This is a genomic window from Lentzea sp. NPDC004789 (genome assembly GCF_053601075.1).
In genome coordinates this window covers 169856-184430 of the sequence record NZ_JBSGBE010000008.1, presented here as the reverse complement: position 1 = coordinate 184430, position 14575 = coordinate 169856, and the positions used below count along the sequence as shown (strand labels likewise).

The 14575-nt window shown below is 71.5% G+C and carries 15 protein-coding genes; 11 read left to right on the top strand and 4 right to left on the bottom strand.

The annotated features are described in order from the left end of the window. Positions 1-9 precede the first annotated feature (9 nt). The gene (locus tag ACWEIJ_RS20585) at positions 10-405 is read right to left on the bottom strand and encodes a DUF5313 family protein (protein WP_449838783.1); all 396 of its coding nucleotides are present in this window, start codon (positions 403-405) and stop codon (positions 10-12) included. Positions 406-744: 339 nt separating this feature from the next. Here ACWEIJ_RS20585 and ACWEIJ_RS20580 point away from each other — a divergent pair, with 339 nt between their 5' ends. The 9 genes from ACWEIJ_RS20580 (at position 745) to ACWEIJ_RS20540 (ending at position 9257) form a co-directional block, all read left to right on the top strand. Beyond that, positions 745-1230: an NADH-quinone oxidoreductase subunit B family protein gene (locus tag ACWEIJ_RS20580; RefSeq protein WP_449838782.1), complete on the top strand. Its 486-nt coding sequence runs from the start codon at positions 745-747 to the stop codon at positions 1228-1230. Then, positions 1227-3209, top strand: coding sequence for a proton-conducting transporter transmembrane domain-containing protein (locus tag ACWEIJ_RS20575; protein ID WP_449838781.1), 1983 nt, complete (start codon positions 1227-1229; stop codon positions 3207-3209). The genes ACWEIJ_RS20580 and ACWEIJ_RS20575 overlap by 4 nt, the downstream gene beginning before the upstream one ends. After that, the gene (locus tag ACWEIJ_RS20570; protein ID WP_449838780.1) at positions 3206-4153 is read left to right on the top strand and encodes a respiratory chain complex I subunit 1 family protein; all 948 of its coding nucleotides are present in this window, start codon (positions 3206-3208) and stop codon (positions 4151-4153) included. The genes ACWEIJ_RS20575 and ACWEIJ_RS20570 overlap by 4 nt, the downstream gene beginning before the upstream one ends. A gap of 10 nt (positions 4154-4163) precedes the next feature. Continuing rightward, complete coding sequence (locus ACWEIJ_RS20565) at positions 4164-4796, top strand: hypothetical protein (RefSeq protein WP_449838779.1); 633 nt, start codon at positions 4164-4166, stop codon at positions 4794-4796. Next, a complete protein-coding gene (locus ACWEIJ_RS20560; protein WP_449838778.1) occupies positions 4796-6250 on the top strand; it encodes a proton-conducting transporter transmembrane domain-containing protein in 1455 nt (484 codons plus the stop codon). The genes ACWEIJ_RS20565 and ACWEIJ_RS20560 overlap by 1 nt, the downstream gene beginning before the upstream one ends. Beyond that, a complete protein-coding gene (locus tag ACWEIJ_RS20555; RefSeq protein WP_449838777.1) occupies positions 6247-7716 on the top strand; it encodes a hydrogenase large subunit in 1470 nt (489 codons plus the stop codon). Before ACWEIJ_RS20560 ends, ACWEIJ_RS20555 begins: the two co-directional genes overlap by 4 nt. 81 nt (positions 7717-7797) lie before the next feature. Beyond that, positions 7798-8004 (top strand): hypothetical protein, encoded by a 207-nt coding sequence (locus ACWEIJ_RS20550; protein WP_449838776.1) that lies wholly within the window; start codon positions 7798-7800, stop codon positions 8002-8004. After that, a complete protein-coding gene (locus tag ACWEIJ_RS20545; RefSeq protein ID WP_449838775.1) occupies positions 8001-8753 on the top strand; it encodes a hypothetical protein in 753 nt (250 codons plus the stop codon). The genes ACWEIJ_RS20550 and ACWEIJ_RS20545 overlap by 4 nt, the downstream gene beginning before the upstream one ends. 138 nt (positions 8754-8891) lie before the next feature. Continuing rightward, positions 8892-9257: an ArsR/SmtB family transcription factor gene (locus tag ACWEIJ_RS20540; protein ID WP_449838774.1), complete on the top strand. Its 366-nt coding sequence runs from the start codon at positions 8892-8894 to the stop codon at positions 9255-9257. Here the strand turns inward: ACWEIJ_RS20540 and ACWEIJ_RS20535 are convergent. From ACWEIJ_RS20535 to ACWEIJ_RS20525, 3 genes are all read right to left on the bottom strand, one after another. Then, complete coding sequence (locus ACWEIJ_RS20535; RefSeq protein WP_449838773.1) at positions 9175-10161, bottom strand: hypothetical protein; 987 nt, start codon at positions 10159-10161, stop codon at positions 9175-9177. The two genes, ACWEIJ_RS20540 and ACWEIJ_RS20535, sit on opposite strands and share 83 nt — an antisense overlap. Before the next feature lie 72 nt (positions 10162-10233). Then, entirely contained in the window at positions 10234-10896 is a 663-nt protein-coding gene (locus tag ACWEIJ_RS20530; protein WP_449838772.1) for a response regulator, read from the bottom strand. Then, positions 10884-12809, bottom strand: coding sequence for a sensor histidine kinase (locus ACWEIJ_RS20525; protein WP_449838771.1), 1926 nt, complete (start codon positions 12807-12809; stop codon positions 10884-10886). Before ACWEIJ_RS20525 ends, ACWEIJ_RS20530 begins: the two co-directional genes overlap by 13 nt. Positions 12810-12947: 138 nt before the next feature. On the opposite strand from ACWEIJ_RS20525, the gene ACWEIJ_RS20520 reads away from it, so the two are divergent. Then, positions 12948-13526 (top strand): hypothetical protein, encoded by a 579-nt coding sequence (locus ACWEIJ_RS20520; RefSeq protein ID WP_449838770.1) that lies wholly within the window; start codon positions 12948-12950, stop codon positions 13524-13526. Between the two features lie 185 nt (positions 13527-13711). Beyond that, entirely contained in the window at positions 13712-14575 is an 864-nt protein-coding gene (locus ACWEIJ_RS20515; protein ID WP_449838769.1) for an alkaline phosphatase family protein, read from the top strand.

Below are 14575 nucleotides of genomic sequence, written 5' to 3'. Positions count from 1 at the left end.
CTCCCGGGGTCAGGAGTTGCCGCGGTAGAGCCGTTCGTAGGCGGCCTTGGCGCGGGCGTCCGCCTCGGCGTGTTTCGCGCGGCGCGTCCGGGCGCCGAGGCCCCTCTCGAAACCCTGCTTCACGAGGCGTTGCTCGGTGGTGTGCCACATGTAGGTCATCGAGTAGAAGTAGCCGACGAACACGCCGAGCAGGATCGACAGGATCCTGATCAGCAGCGGTCCTGGCAGCAGGAGCAGCAGCAGGATCGGCGACATCTGGACGAAGGCGCGGACGAAGTGCCGCACCGCCCAGGTGCGGCAGGTGACGTCGTGCAGGACCCACGGGTTGCAGCGCTGGGGGAGTCGCCCGCCCACCGCGTACCACAGCCACTGGAGCGGGTTGGGTCTGGTTCCGCGCAGTGTCACGGGATGGCGCCTTCCTCGGCTCGGTCTCGGGCGGCACGTCGATGAAGCCGCACGACGCGACGAGCTTCACGCGCAGCTGAGCGGGTGTTCCCGACATCGGTGTGGTCCTGTCGGGTTGTACTGTTTCAAGACTTGCTAAGGTTAGCAAGTGCTGAAGCGTGCGACCAAGCGACACGCGAGCGGGAAGGGGTGCGCTGGTGAGCAAGCCGCTGTACCGGCTCAAGGCGGAGTCCCTCGCAACGTTCAGCCGTGAGCCGCGGTCATCCCGTGTCCCTCCCCCGACGGCGGGATGACCGCACCTTCTTCTCCGAACTGACCGACTCCACCGCGGGAGCGAGCGTGCTGAGTCTGTGGCGCAAGATCCGCCGGACCGGGCGAGTGGCCGAACCTCCGCCACCGCCGCCGGTGGGAGAGCGGCCCGAACGGGCGGCGGTGCTGGGCGGATCGGTGCAGATCCGGCACGTCGACGCGGGCTCGTGCAACGGGTGCGAGGTCGAGATCGGCTCGGCGTTCGGGCCGGTCCACGACGGCGAGCGGTACGGCGCGCGGCTGGTGGCTTCGCCGCGGCACGCCGACGCGTTGCTGGTGACCGGGGTCGTGACGCGGAACATGGCCGAGCCGTTGCGGCGGACGTTCGACGCGGTGCCCGCGCCGAAGCTGGTGGTGGCGGTGGGGGACTGCGCCCGCAACTGCGGGGTGTTCGCGGGCGCCTACGGGGTGGTCGGTGCGGTGCGCGACGTCGTGCCGGTCGACGTGGAGATCCCTGGCTGCCCGCCGCGGCCGGAGGCGATCGTCGAAGGACTGCGGAAGCTGACCGGCCGATGAACCTCGCTGCGACGGGGATGGCGGCGGTGGTGGCCATCGGACTGGTGACGGCACTGCTGGCCGTGGCTCGCGTGCGGGCGGCCGTGGTCGGCGCGGGGACGGCGTTGACGGGTGCGGCCGCGGTGGTCGCGGGCGTGGCGGCGTCGGCCGGTGGCGGGTTCTCCGTTGCGCTGCCCGGGATGTTGCCGCTGTCGGGCGTGGTGCTGACGCTCGATCCGCTGGGCGGGTTGTTCGTGGCGGTGACCGGCGGCGTCGCGGTGGCCGTGGGCGCCTATGCGATGTCCTATGTGGACGGACGGGGTGGCGTGCAGGCCGCGTTGCCGGTGTTCGTGGTGGCGATGGTGCTGGTGCCCTCGGCGGCGAACGTGGGCACGTTGCTGGTGTGCTGGGAGCTGATGGCGCTGGCGTCGCTGGTGCTGGTGGTCGCGGAGCACCGGCGCGGCGCGGAGGTGGCCTCGGCGGGCCGGTGGTACGCGGTCATGACGCACCTGGGGTTCGTGTCGGTCCTGATCGGACTGATGGTGTTCGTCGCGCACGCCTCGGACGACTCGTTCACCGCGTTGCGCGAGGCCGGCAGGCATCTGTCACCGGCGGTGGCGGGTGTGGTGTTCGTGGCGGCGCTGGTGGGTTTCGGGTCCAAGGCGGGCATCGTGCCGTTGCACGCGTGGCTGCCGAGGGCTCATCCGGAGGCGCCGAGTCACGTGTCGGCGTTGATGTCGGCGGCGATGGTCAACCTCGGTGTCTACGGGGTGGTGCGGGTCGGCGTCGATCTGCTCGGCGGCGGCGCGGCCTGGTGGTGGCTCCTGGTGCTCGCGCTGGGCGCGGTGTCGGCGGTGTACGGGATTCTGCAGGCCGCGATGAGCTCGGATCTGAAACGGCTGCTGGGGCAGTCGACGACCGAGAACATGGGGCTGGTGTTCGTCGGGGTCGGCGCGGCCGGCCTGTTCGCCTCCGCCGGTGATCACGCCCTGGCGGCGCTGGCGTTGACCGCGGCACTGCTGCACGTGGCCGGGCACGCGGCGTTCAAGACGGTGCTGTTCCTGGCGGCGGGCTCGATCCTGCACGCCACCGGCAGCCGCGACCTCGACGCGCTGGGCGGGTTGCGGCCGGTGATGCCCGTGACCACGGCCGCGTTCGGGCTGGGGGCACTGGCGGCGTCGGCGTTGCCGCCGGGAACGGCGTTCGTGTCGGAGTGGCTGTTGCTGCAGGCGTTGATCCACGGCCTGCCCGCGGGCGGGGTGGCGGCGGCGGTCGCCATGCCGGTCGCGGTGGCGGCGGTGGCGCTGACCGCGGGGCTGGCGGTGGCCACCTTCGTGAAGGCCTTCGGCGTGGGGTTCCTCGCCAAACCGCGCAGCGAGGCCGCGGCCGGCGCGCACGAAAGCCCGTTCACGATGCTCGCCGGCATGGGCATCGCGGCGGCGGTCTGCGTCGTGGTCGCGTTGTGGCCGGCCGCGGTCCTGCCCGCGGTCCAGGCCGCGGCCGGGGAGACCGCGGTCTCCGGCGACGTGACGCTGCGGCTGGGGCAGGCCACCGGTGCGTTGTCGCCGTTGTTGCTGACTCTCGGGCTGGTGGGCGCCGTGGTCGTGGTGGCCGGGGTCGTCCGGGCGGCCGCGACCCGGCGAGCGCGTCGCGAGGCGCGGTTGTGGGACTGCGGTGGGGGACCGATGTCGGCGCGGACGGAGTACACCGCGACGTCGTTCGCCGAGCCGTTGCAGCGGGTGTTCGACGACGTGGTGCAACCGGAGCTGGACGTGGACGTGTCGCACCACCAGGAGTCGCGCTATCTCGTGCAGGCCGTCGAGTACCGGCGGAAGGTGCCCGACCGGATCGAGCGGCGCCTCTACGAACCGGTGCTGAGCCTGGTCGCCGGGTGGGGCCGGGCCGGGCGGAGGCTGGCGCCGGGCAGCGTGCACCGCTACCTCGGTTACGGCTTCTACGCGGTCTGCTGTGTGCTGATCCTGCTGGCGGTGACGCGATGAGCGCCCTCGGGCTGGTCGGCGGGGTGGTGCAGCCGGTGCTGATCGTGGCCGGGTCGCCGTTGCTCGTCGGGCTGATGCGGCAGGTGCGGGCCCGGCTGGAGGGACGCGCGGGGGCGGGGGTGTGGCAGCCGTGGCGCGATCTGCGCAAGCTGCTGCGCAAGGAGCGGGTCGCACCGCGGGGCACGAGCGAGGTGTTCCGGTTCGCGCCGCTGGTGCTGGTGGCCACGACGCTGGTGGTCGCGGTGGTGGTGCCGTTCGTCGCGACGGAGTCCGCGCTGGATCCGGTGGCGGACCTGTTCGCGGTGGTGGCGTTGCTCGCGCTGGGCGCGGTGGCGCTCGCCCTGGCCGGTCTGGACACCGGTACGGCGTTCGGCGGGATGGGCGCCAGCCGGGAGATGACGATCCTCGCGCTGGTCGAGCCGACCCTGCTGGTGGCGATCTTCGCGTTGTCGGTGCGGGTCGGGTCGACCAACCTGAGCGCCATCGTCTCGTCGACGCTGCACGACCCGGCGCGGGTGATCTCGCCGGTGAGCCTGCTGGCCGCGGTGGCGCTGGTCGTCGTGATCGTGGCCGAGACGGGCCGTGTCCCGGTGGACAACCCGTCGACGCATCTTGAGCTGACGATGGTCCACGAGGCGATGGTGCTGGAGTATGCGGGCCCTGATCTGGCGCTGGTGGAACTGGCCTCGGCCATGCGGCTGTCGGTGTTCCTCGGGTTGTTGGCGAACCTGTTCGCACCGTGGGGAATCGCTGCCGAGGCCACGCCGCTGGCGGTGCTGATCGGCGTGCTGGCGCTGGTGGTGAAGGTGGGTCTGCTGGGCGGGCTGCTCGCGGCCGGTGAGGTGTTCGTCGCCAAGCTGCGGCTGTTCCGGGTGCCCGAGCTGCTGGCCGGGTCGTTCCTGCTCGCCCTGCTGGCCGTCGCGGCCTCGTTCTTCCTGGCCTGAAAGGAGAACCGTGCAGCTGTTGTACCTGGCTTGCGGTGCCTTGCTGCTGACCGCGGTGCTGGTGCTGTGGCGCCGCGAGCTCGCGGTGATCATCCGGGTGTTCGCGTTGCAGGGCGTGGCGCTCGCTGTGCTCGTGGGAGTGCTTGCGGCACAGGAGAACTCCGCCGAGCTGTGGATCGTCGCCGTCGGGGTGCTGGTGTTGCGCGCGGGATTGCTCCCGTACCTCTTACGCCGGGCGCTGGCGGGCGAGGGGGAGACCCGGCCGCTGGTGAACGTGTCGGCGTCGTTGCTGGCCGCCGCCGCGTTGACGCTGCTGGCCTACGCGGTGTCCCAGCCGCTGGTGGCACTCGCGCCGTCCGCGGCGACCCAGGCCATCCCGGTCGGGGTGACGGTGGTGCTGATCGGGTTCTTCGTGCTGGTCACCCGGCGGCGCGCGCTGTCGCAGCTGGTCGGGTTCCTGTTGATGGACAACGGGATCACCGCGGTCGGCTTCCTCACCACCACCGGCGTCGGTCTCGTGGTGGAGCTCGGCGTGTCGCTGGACGTGCTGCTGGCGGTGCTGGTCCTGCAGGTGCTCACCACCCGGATGCGGGAGACCTTCGGCGACACCGACCTCGACGAACTGCGGGAGTTGCGCGACTGATGACACTGCTCGTTCCCGTAGGGGTGCCCGTGCTCGGTGCGCTCGTCCACCTGGTCTTCGGATGGCGCCGCGCCACCACCTGGGTCAGTGCCGCGTCCGCGGCCGCCGTGCTGGCCGTCGCGCTCGCGCTGGCGGTGCGGGTGAGCCGGTCCGGACCGGTGACCGCGGTGGCCGGGCTGCTGCGCGCGGACGCGTTGTCCGCGTTCATGCTGCTGGTGATCGGAGCCGTCGGGCTGATCGCCACCGCCGCGACACCCGCGTACTTCCGCGCGGAAGTCGAGGCCGGCCGGGCGACGCACCGCACCGCCGCCCGGCACAGCCTGCTCGTGCAGCTCTTCCTGGCCACGATGGCGCTCGCGGTGCTCGCCGCGAACCTCGGCGTGCTGTGGGTGGCGGTCGAGGCCACCACGATCGTCACGGCGTTCCTGGTCGGGCAGCGCCGCACCCGCGCCTCGGTCGAGGCGGCGTGGAAGTACGTGGTGATCTGCTCGGCCGGCATCGCCCTCGCGCTGCTGGGCACGATCGTGCTCAACTTCGCCGCCTCCCGCGCTCCCGGCACCGCGGGCCTGGACCTGGTCGCGCTCAGCGCGCACGCGCCGGGGCTGGATCCCGGCGTCACCCGGATCGCGATCGCGTTGCTGGTGCTCGGTTTCGGCACGAAAGCCGGCCTGGCGCCGCTGCACGCGTGGTTGCCCGACGCGCATTCCCAGGCCCCGGCGCCGGTGTCGGCACTGATGTCGGGAGTGCTGCTGTCCGTGGCGTTCTACGCGATCCTGCGGGTCAAGGTGATCAGCGACGCCGCGCTGGGCACCGCGTTCGCCCGCACCCTGCTCATCGTGATGGCGCTGGCCTCGCTCGCACTGGCCGCGTCACTGCTGATCGGGCAGCGCGACTACAAGCGGATGCTGGCCTACTCCAGCATCGAACACCTCGGCCTGGTCGCCTTCGGCGCCGCGATCGGCAGCCCCCTGGCGTTGACCGCGGCACTGTTGCACGTGCTCGGGCACGGGCTGGCCAAGGCGGTGCTGTTCCTCGGCGCCGGCCGCGTCCTGCAGCTCACCGGCACCAGCCGGATCGACGGCGTGCGCGGCCTGCTCGCCAGGCATCCCGTGCTCGCCACGACCTTCGGGTTCGGCGTGCTCGCCCTGATCGGCCTGCCCCCGTTCAGCCTGTTCGCGAGTGAGCTCGGCATCGTCCGCGCCGGCTTCACCGCGGGACTCGGCTGGTTCACCGCGGCCGCGCTGCTGCTCGTGCTGGTGATCGCCGCGGCCCTGCTCGTCCGGACCAGCCGGATGCTGCTCGGCGAACCGTCCACTTCGGACGCGGCAGGTGCGCCGGCGGTCCCGCTCGCCCTGGCCGGTGGGCTCCTCGCCTGCGCCGTGCTCGGCGTCGCCGCGGGACCACTGCCCGACCTGCTCGACCTGGCCACCCATCCGCTGGCGGTGACGCGATGATCACGAGAGCTCTCCTCCCGGCCGAGCTGCCCGGCGAGGCCGAGGCCCTGCTGTACCGGGGGTTCCGGCTCGCGCTGGTCGCCGGGCACGACGACGGGGACCGGTTGCGCGCGGTGTACCTGTTCACCGCCGCCGCCCCGGCGCGCAGGGTCGAGCTGCACGTCGCGCTCGACCGGGACACCCCGGAGGTGCCGAGCCTGGCCGGGTTGTCGTTCGCCGCCGGACGGTTCGAACGCGAGATGCACGACCTGTTCGGCATCGTGCCCACCGGCCACCCGCTGCCACGCCGGCTGGTCCGCCACTTCCACTGGCCGAAGGGCTGGTACCCCATGCTCACCGACGCGGGCGACCCGCCCGAGTTCGGCAGCGTCGACGGCCCGTACCCGTTCCGCACCGTCGAGGGGCCGGGGGTGTACGAGATCCCGGTCGGCCCGGTGCACGCCGGCATGATCGGCCCTGGCCACTTCCGGTTCTCGGTGGTCGGCGAGACCGTCCTGAACCTCAAGGCCCGCCTCTGGTTCGCCCACAGAGGACTCGAAAAGCTCTTCAACGGGCGCACCCCGCAGGAGGGGGTCGAACTGGCCGAACGGGTCAGCGGCGACACCACGGTCGGCCACACGCTCGCCTACTGCCTCGCCGTCGAGAACGCCTGGCGGTGGCCGGTGCCCGAGGACGCGCAACGCATCCGCGCGATCCTGCTGGAGCTCGAACGCCTCTACAACCACATCACCGACCTCGGCGCCCTGTGCAACGACGTCGCCCACGGCGTGCTCAACGCCCACTCCCAGCGCGTCCGCGAGCGCCTGCTGCGCCTCAACGACACCGTCACCGGTCACCGGCTGCTGCGCGGCGCCGTGCACCCCGGCGGTGCCACGGTCAAGACCCTGCCCGACCCCCGTGAGCTGGCCTCGATCGGCGCCGACGCGGCGGAGATCGCCGAGCTGGCCCTGTCCAACACCGTGGTGGCCGACCGGTTCACCGGCACCGCTCCGCTGAGCCGCGGCCAGGCGGCCGACCTCGGCGCGCTCGGTGTCGTCGCCCGTGCCAGCGGTCTGGACGTCGACGCCCGGCACGACCACCCGTTCCTGTCCGCGGAGTTCCCCCGCACCGCGCACTCCCGCACGGACGGTGACGTGCTGTCCCGCTTCCTGGTGCGCGTGGAGGAGTTCGCGACGTCCATCGCGATGATCACCAGCCTGGTCGACATGCTCGGCGGCCGCACCACCGCCACCGCACCGGCCGAGGCCACCGCCGGCGGCGGGGTCGGCATCGTCGAGGGCTGGCGCGGCACGATCGTGCACCGCGTGGAGCTGGCCGGCGACGGGCGGCTGAGCCGGGTCAAGATCGTGGACCCCAGCTTCTTCAACTGGCCCGCACTGCCGGTCGCCATGGCCGACACGATCGTTCCCGACTTCCCGTTGACCAACAAGAGCTTCAACCTGTCCTACGCCGGCAACGACCTGTAGTGACGCTGGACCCAAACACTTGCATAGTTGTTTAAGTGTGCAGATTATGGAGCCTGCGGACGAGGAGGGGTGTTGAGGACGATGAGCGAGTTCGAAGCAGAGCTGCGGCGCAAGGTCGCCGAGGCCTCGCTGACGCTGCGTGAAGCGCGGGAGGCGGGCCACGACTACGAGATGCACCTGCACAGCGCCCGGATCCGCGACCTGCTCGACCGGGCCGCCCAGCACGGCATCGACACCGATGGCTGGATCGATCCGGCGCTGCTGGAGAACTCGGGACTCGGACGTTGACCGCGGAACGCGCGGTCGTCGCCGTGGTGGGCGGTATCGCCGCCACGACCTCCGTGCTGCGCCGCTACGCCGCTCTGGTGGAGGAGCAGACGGGGCTCGCCACCCGAGTGATCGCCTCGGACTACGGGCTGCCCAACCTTCCCGACGGCACCAGCGCGGTGCTGCTCGTCCGCGCCACGCCCGAACGTGAGCACAAGGCACGCGCCTGCGTCGTCGGCATCCCGGTGCTCACCGACCGGGACTGCACCGCGATCGCGCTGACCGCGGCGCTGCTCACCTCGCTCGGCCGCGCCGGTCGCACGCTGGAGACGAGCCGGGTCGTCATCGCCGGCGCGAACACCATGCCGCTGCTCAACCCCGTGCTGCTGACCGCGGGCATCCGGGACATCACCACGTGGAACCCCTCCGACGCGCTCGCGTTCCCGTTGCGCCGCATCGCCGCCAACGCCGACGCGGTGATCAACCTGGTCGGGGGAGGTGGCCGGTTCGCCTGGCCGCGCCACGCCGCACCCGCCGTGATCGTGCCGGACCCCGCCCGCGACCCGGTGCTGGCGCTGCCCGGCCTGCTGCTCGCGCTCACCCGGCACCCGCACGCGCGGCTGACCCCGGAAGTGCAGCACGCCTGCGCCGTGGCGCTGTCCGCGGCCACCCCGCCCGGCGAACAACTGCCCCGGCGTGCCGACGACACCCTCACCCGCCAGATCGCGGACTTCGCCGCGGACGCGCTGCACCGGGAGGCGGCGCGATGACCGCACACCACGGCCTGGGTTGCGAAACTGGTAAGATCAGCAACTGCTGAACCCCGTTGACACGCATCCCGGGTCGCGCCAGCAGGGATCCACCAGGGAGGATCAGCAAATGATGACGGTCGGCGGGAAGGGGCTTCGATGAGCAGGCCCCTGTACCAGGTCAAGGCGGAGTTCTTCAAGAACCTCGGCCACCCCGCGCGCATCCGGGTGCTCGAACTGCTCAGCGAGCGCGAGCACTCCGTCGCGGAGATGCTGCCCGAGGTCGGCATCGAAGCCGCCAACCTCTCCCAGCAGCTGGCCGTGCTGCGTCGCGCCGGACTCGTCACCACGCGCAAGGAAGGCTCCAACGTCTTCTACTCGCTGACCAGTCCGCACGTCGCCGAACTGCTCGCCGTAGCCCGGCTCATCCTCACCGGCGTCATCACCGGTCAGATGGAGCTCCTCGAAGACCTCCGCGCACCCGCTGTCGCCGCGCCGCGTGGTCGAGCCCGGAAGCAGGGCTGAGCGTTCGCACGTTGCCCAGCACCACCGCGAGAGCGGTGTAGGCGACCAGCACGATCAGACCTGCCCACCAGGGCAACGGGTAGTACCCGGCAGACGGCGCGTAGTGTGCGACCACCTGCGGGTACTCGGCCGTTGTCTGCTCGACGGCGAACGCGGCGGCCGGGGTGAGCCGCAACAACCAGCCGGCGACCGGGTCGGGCAGCAGGGGCGCCGTGGACACCGCGAAGGGCAGTGCGATCAGCGACAGTCCGATGAGGACGGCCGCCCAGCCGCGGCGCACCAGCACGCCGAGCGCGTGAGCGAGGACGGCGCAGAGCGCCAGCACCGCCGCGACGCCGACGACCAGCCGCACGGTGGTCAGCGCGGGAATCTGTTGCACCGCAACGCCGTTGCTCCTCAGGATCGCCGTGCTCACGGGGAGAACGACGGCGACGGCGACCAGTCCGGTGACGAAGGTGGCCGCACCGGTGATCACCGCACGTGCGGCGATCACCGGCCGGGAGCCGTGCGCCGCGCGGGCGCCGTGGCGGGCCGCGACGACGATCACGATGACCAGCGCGATCACCAGGCCGCTCAGGGAGCTCTCGGGACCGTGCGCGGCGCCGTCGCCGATCGGGCCGATGTCGCCGGTGCCGCTGATGGTGATGACGCCGTTCTTCTCCACGGCCCCTGACGGGTTGTGGTGCTTCTCCCAGTCGGTGTGGTTCATCTCGCCGACCGGTTCGCTCTGCCACGTGCCGGCGGTCGCTCCCTCCACCGCGACGTTGTCGAAGGCGCCGACCGCCTGGGTGAACCGGACTTCCTCCGTCGCGCCGCCGACGCCGGTTCCGCGGAGGGTGAGGTCACCGGGCGAGGCGGCGAAGAGGCCGACCTGCGCGGTGGCGGGAAGTCCGTCGAGCCGCACCGTCGCCGCGGTGTGCCACCGCTCGCCGTCCGCCGACTCCGAGCCGGTGATGGTGTCGACGCCGGGGATCGGTTACCGCATCTCCTGACGAGGGGGTGGGTTCCGGCGGAGGTAGGTCAGGACCGCGAGCACCCGGCGGTGGCCGTCGTCGGACTCGGCGAGGTCGAGCTTGAGCAGGAGATGCCGGACGTGGCCCTCGACGGTGCGTTCGCTGACCACCAGGCGCCGGGCGATGGCGGGGTTGTTGAGCCCCTCCGCCATCAACGCGATGACGTCGCGTTCCCGCGCGGACAGCGTGGCGAGCGGATCGTCGTGGCGGGCCGCCATCAACGCGCCGACCACGTGGGGGTCGAGCGCGGAGCCGCCGTCGGCGACTCGCCGGGCGGCGGCGAGGAAGTCCTCCACGTTGAGGACGCGGTCCTTGAGGAGGTAGCCGAACCCGGGCCGGCTGACCAGAGCGACGGCGTGGTTGGTGTCGATGTGCTGCGACAGGAGAAGCACGCCCAGGTCCGGATGGGTGTCCTTGATCGTGCGAGCGGCTCGGGTGCCCTCGTCGGTGAAGGTCGGTGGCATGCGGATGTCGACCACGGCGAGGTCGGGCCGGTGCAGGTCCACCGACGACCGCAGGGCCTCGGCGTTCCCGACGGCGGCGACGACGTCGTGGCCGCGGTCGGCGAAGAGCCGGGCCATCCCTTCGCGCAGAAGGACCTGGTCTTCGGCGATCACGATCCGCATGGCAGCTCCGCGGTCACGGTGGTGCCCGAGCCGGGCCGGCTTTCGAGGTCCAGGCGGCCGCCTTGGGCCGCGACCCGGTCGAAGAGCCCGCGCAGCCCGCTTCCGCCGGCCGGCCGGGCGCCGCCGACACCGTTGTCGCGGACCGTCAGCACCAGCAGATCGCCGGTGACCCGGACCTGCATCTCCACATTGGTCGCTTGTGAGTGTTTGACCGCGTTGGTCAGCGCTTCGGAGGCGACGAAGTAGGCGGTGGCCTCCGTGTCGGGCGGGAAGCGGTTCGGTCCGACGTGGACGGTGACGGGCAGCGGGGTCCGGCTCGCCAGATCGCGCAGGGCCACGTCGAGTCCGTCGTCGAGGTAGGCAGGGCGGACGCCGTGCGCCAGCTCGCGGAGCTCGGAGATGGCGGTCGTCAGGTCCTCGACGGCGTCGTCGATGGCCTGGGCCGCCGGCGTGCCGCCGAGCGAGAACTGGATGTGGCGCAGTGCCAGACCAACGCTGACCAGCCGTTGCTGGGCCCCGTCGTGCAGATCCCGTTCCAGGCGCCGGCGTTCCTCGTACCCGGCCGCGACGATGCGGGCGCGGGAGGACTCGACCTCCAGGAGCTGCCGGTGCAGCTCGGCGCGCAACCGTCCGATCTCGACCGCCAGGCCGGCTCGTTCGACGACTTCCACCAGGAGTCGCGTGGTGTCCGGCGCGGTGTCGTCGTAGGTCAGGACGGCCAGCGGGGTACCGGCCCGTTCGACGATCCGGTGGACGCGGCCGTCGCCGGTCCGCTGCTGCGGCACCGGTTCGTTCGGCAGGACGTAACGCAGTTCGAGGTCGGGCCGTTCGGTGACCGCTCGCAGCAGCGCTTCGAGTCCTTCGGGGTCCGCCGTGCCGGCGCGGAGGTCGGCGAGGAAGGCGTCGACGCGAGCGGACGCCTCGTACTGGGCCGGCCGGAACCTCCGGTCCACCGCGCGTTGGACGCGCGAGCGCAGCGGCCGGAACGCGGCAGCCGTGGCGAGGGTGGATCCGGCGGTCACCCATGGTGACCCGCGCTGGCCGAGCAGTGCCCCGAGGACGAAGGCCGCGCCGAGGTAGGCCGCGGCGAGGAGCACGGTGAGCAGGCCGTAGACCACCGTCCGGTTGATGATGATGTCGATGTCGTAGAGCCGGAAGCGCAGGATCGCGACGCAGATCGCCGCGGGAAGAGCGGTGGCGATCACCGCGATCGCGATCTGGACGAGAACGCTGTCGTCGTAGAGGAAGATGGCCAGCGGGCCGGCGACCGCCAGCAGGCTCACCGCGTAGGCCACCCACTTCAACTGCTGCCGCTCGACACCTCTCGACCGGACGAACCGGACGACCAGCACGGCGATCGCCGTCACCAGCGATGTCGAGAACAGCACCTGACCGGCCAGGCCGACCGGTTCCAGACCGTCCACCGCGTACGGGTTGCGTCCCGACCGGAAGGCCGCGTCGGAGGTGTGCGAGAACGCCGCTCCGAACGTCAGGAGACCGATCGACACCACCCCCGCCCACACGAGCGCCCGCCGGCCGCGGCCGAGTCCCCGGCCGGTCGGGAACAAGGTGAGCACGAGCCCGGTCGCCCCGATGCCGAGCATGTTGGCCCAGTTGCCGACCCACTCCATCGTGTCGGCGGCCGGCCATTCCGGGTGGTGGCCGTAGCCTCCGGCGAACTCGACCCAGGACGCCTCGACGCCCATGCCGGCCAGCAACCAGCCGACCGGGTTCGCCCGCTGGTACGAGGCGACCAGAGCCCCGGCCAGCGCGAGGCCGATCCCGTTGAGCGGGTAGCACACGGTGTCGTACAGCGGCTCCCGGCCGAGGGACAACGGCACCGACGCGACCGCGCCGAGGACGGCCAGCGCCAGCAGCGCCGTCGGCAGCGCACGCATCCCGAACCGGACCATGCCGCGATGGTGCGGGGTGAACGCACCGGCCACAAGCGTGCTGGCACCTGTTGCGCAACGGGTGCCGGCCCGGCTGCCCCGGCCCCGTCCGGCGAGTCACGGTGTCCGCAGTCCGTTCACCACCGTGAGGAGCTCCAGATGAACAAGTCCCCGGCGGGCGTGGCCGCCCTCCTGATCACCGGGTTCGGCGTCGTGTACGCGGGCGGGTCGGCGATCGCCGGCTGGCAGCCGTCCGCGGGCTGGCTGATCCAGGCCGTGATCCACCTCGGCGAGCTGTCGGCCGTCGTCGCGCTGGCGCGCTCAGGAGCCGCCGGGCGCGGCCGGTTCGCCCGCCTGGGCCTGGCCGCGGCCATCGCGGGCCAGCTCCTGCTCGCCGCGGCCGAACTGATCTGGCCGGGCACACCGGGCCTCGCCGACGTCCTGTTCGGCGTCGCCCCGATCCTGACCGGAGCCGGTCTCATCACCGCCGGAGCCGCCACGATCCGCACGAAGGCCTGGACCGGGTCGTCCCGGCTCCTGCCGCTCGCCCTGGGCCTGTACACCGTCCTCGTGCTGATCCCGGTGATGATCGGCTCCGGTGGCCCACCCGCCCCGCTCGCGCTCTGGACCATCGCGGGCTGGGACCTGCTGTGGTTCCTGCTCGCCGCACGCGCCGTCAGCCGCCTCGTTCCGGGCGACGCGGCAACCGCCGAGGTCACCGTCCGCAAATCCCGGTAGGGCAACCACTTCTGTTCATTCGGGCAACCGACGGCCGGACAACATCCGCTGGTTGTCGGATTTGGGCTGGTTTTGCCTCGACGTACAAGGCCAACCGGGTGATTCGGATAGCTGATGCCTGCACGTCGTGGGGTTAGATGCGAGCAACACGTTCACCGCCGCCGCCCCGAGTCCCTGGAGGTTCCATGCTCGCCAAGCGGATCGCGGTCGCGACGATGGCGGTGGCCGGCATAGCCGCGACCGTCGTCGGTTCCCACGCCGACACGTCCAGCGCGGTCAAGCCGGTGGCGGCGTCCGTGCCCGCCTTCGACCACATCGTGCTGGTGATGTTCGAGAACAAGAAGTACTCGTCCATCAGCGGAAGCTCCAGCGCCTCGTACTTCAACGAGCTCGCGGCGCAGAGCGCGAAGTTCACCAAGTCGTTCGCCATCACGCATCCGAGCCAGCCCAACTACATCGCGCTGTTCTCCGGTTCCACCCAAGGGGTCGACGACGACGCCTGCCCGATGAACCTCGGTGCCAAGGAGAACCTCGCGACCCAGCTGGCCGGCGCCGGGAAGAAGTTCGCCGGATACTCGGAGGCCATGCCGTCCGACGGCTACACCGGTTGTTCGAGCGGCACCTACAAGCGCAAGCACAACTCCTGGGTGGACTTCAGCAACGTCCCGTCGTCCAGCAACCGCAGGTTCTCCTCGTTCCCCAGCGACTTCACGAAACTCCCGGACGTCGCCTTCGTGACCCCGGACATGTGCAACGACATGCACGACTGCTCGATCGGCACGGGCGACAGCTGGCTCAGGAAGAACCTCGACGCCTACGCGAAGTGGGCGAAGACGCACAACAGCCTGCTCATCGTCACCTTCGACGAGGACAGCGGGACCTCGGTGAACCAGATCTTCACCACGTTCACCGGTGCGCACGTCAAGGCGGGCAGCTACAGCGAGTCGATCAACCACTACACCGTCCTGCGGACGATCGAGGCGGCGCACGGCCTGCCCGGCATCGGCAACGCGGCGCAGAAGTCCCCGATCCTGGATGTGTGGCAGTAA

What these genes read in the sequence shown, in the direction of transcription:
- ACWEIJ_RS20530 (WP_449838772.1), bottom strand. Translation starts at nt 10,896, where the DNA reads ATGCGGATCGTGATCGCCGAAGACCAGGTCCTTCTGCGCGAAGGGATG.
- ACWEIJ_RS20575 (WP_449838781.1), top strand. Translation starts at nt 1,227, where the DNA reads ATGAACCTCGCTGCGACGGGGATGGCGGCGGTGGTGGCCATCGGACTG.
- ACWEIJ_RS20525 (WP_449838771.1), bottom strand. Translation starts at nt 12,809, where the DNA reads ATGGTCCGGTTCGGGATGCGTGCGCTGCCGACGGCGCTGCTGGCGCTG.
- ACWEIJ_RS20555 (WP_449838777.1), top strand. Translation starts at nt 6,247, where the DNA reads ATGATCACGAGAGCTCTCCTCCCGGCCGAGCTGCCCGGCGAGGCCGAG.
- ACWEIJ_RS20570 (WP_449838780.1), top strand. Translation starts at nt 3,206, where the DNA reads ATGAGCGCCCTCGGGCTGGTCGGCGGGGTGGTGCAGCCGGTGCTGATC.
- ACWEIJ_RS20550 (WP_449838776.1), top strand. Translation starts at nt 7,798, where the DNA reads ATGAGCGAGTTCGAAGCAGAGCTGCGGCGCAAGGTCGCCGAGGCCTCG.
- ACWEIJ_RS20540 (WP_449838774.1), top strand. Translation starts at nt 8,892, where the DNA reads ATGAGCAGGCCCCTGTACCAGGTCAAGGCGGAGTTCTTCAAGAACCTC.
- ACWEIJ_RS20520 (WP_449838770.1), top strand. Translation starts at nt 12,948, where the DNA reads ATGAACAAGTCCCCGGCGGGCGTGGCCGCCCTCCTGATCACCGGGTTC.
- ACWEIJ_RS20515 (WP_449838769.1), top strand. Translation starts at nt 13,712, where the DNA reads ATGCTCGCCAAGCGGATCGCGGTCGCGACGATGGCGGTGGCCGGCATA.
- ACWEIJ_RS20560 (WP_449838778.1), top strand. Translation starts at nt 4,796, where the DNA reads ATGACACTGCTCGTTCCCGTAGGGGTGCCCGTGCTCGGTGCGCTCGTC.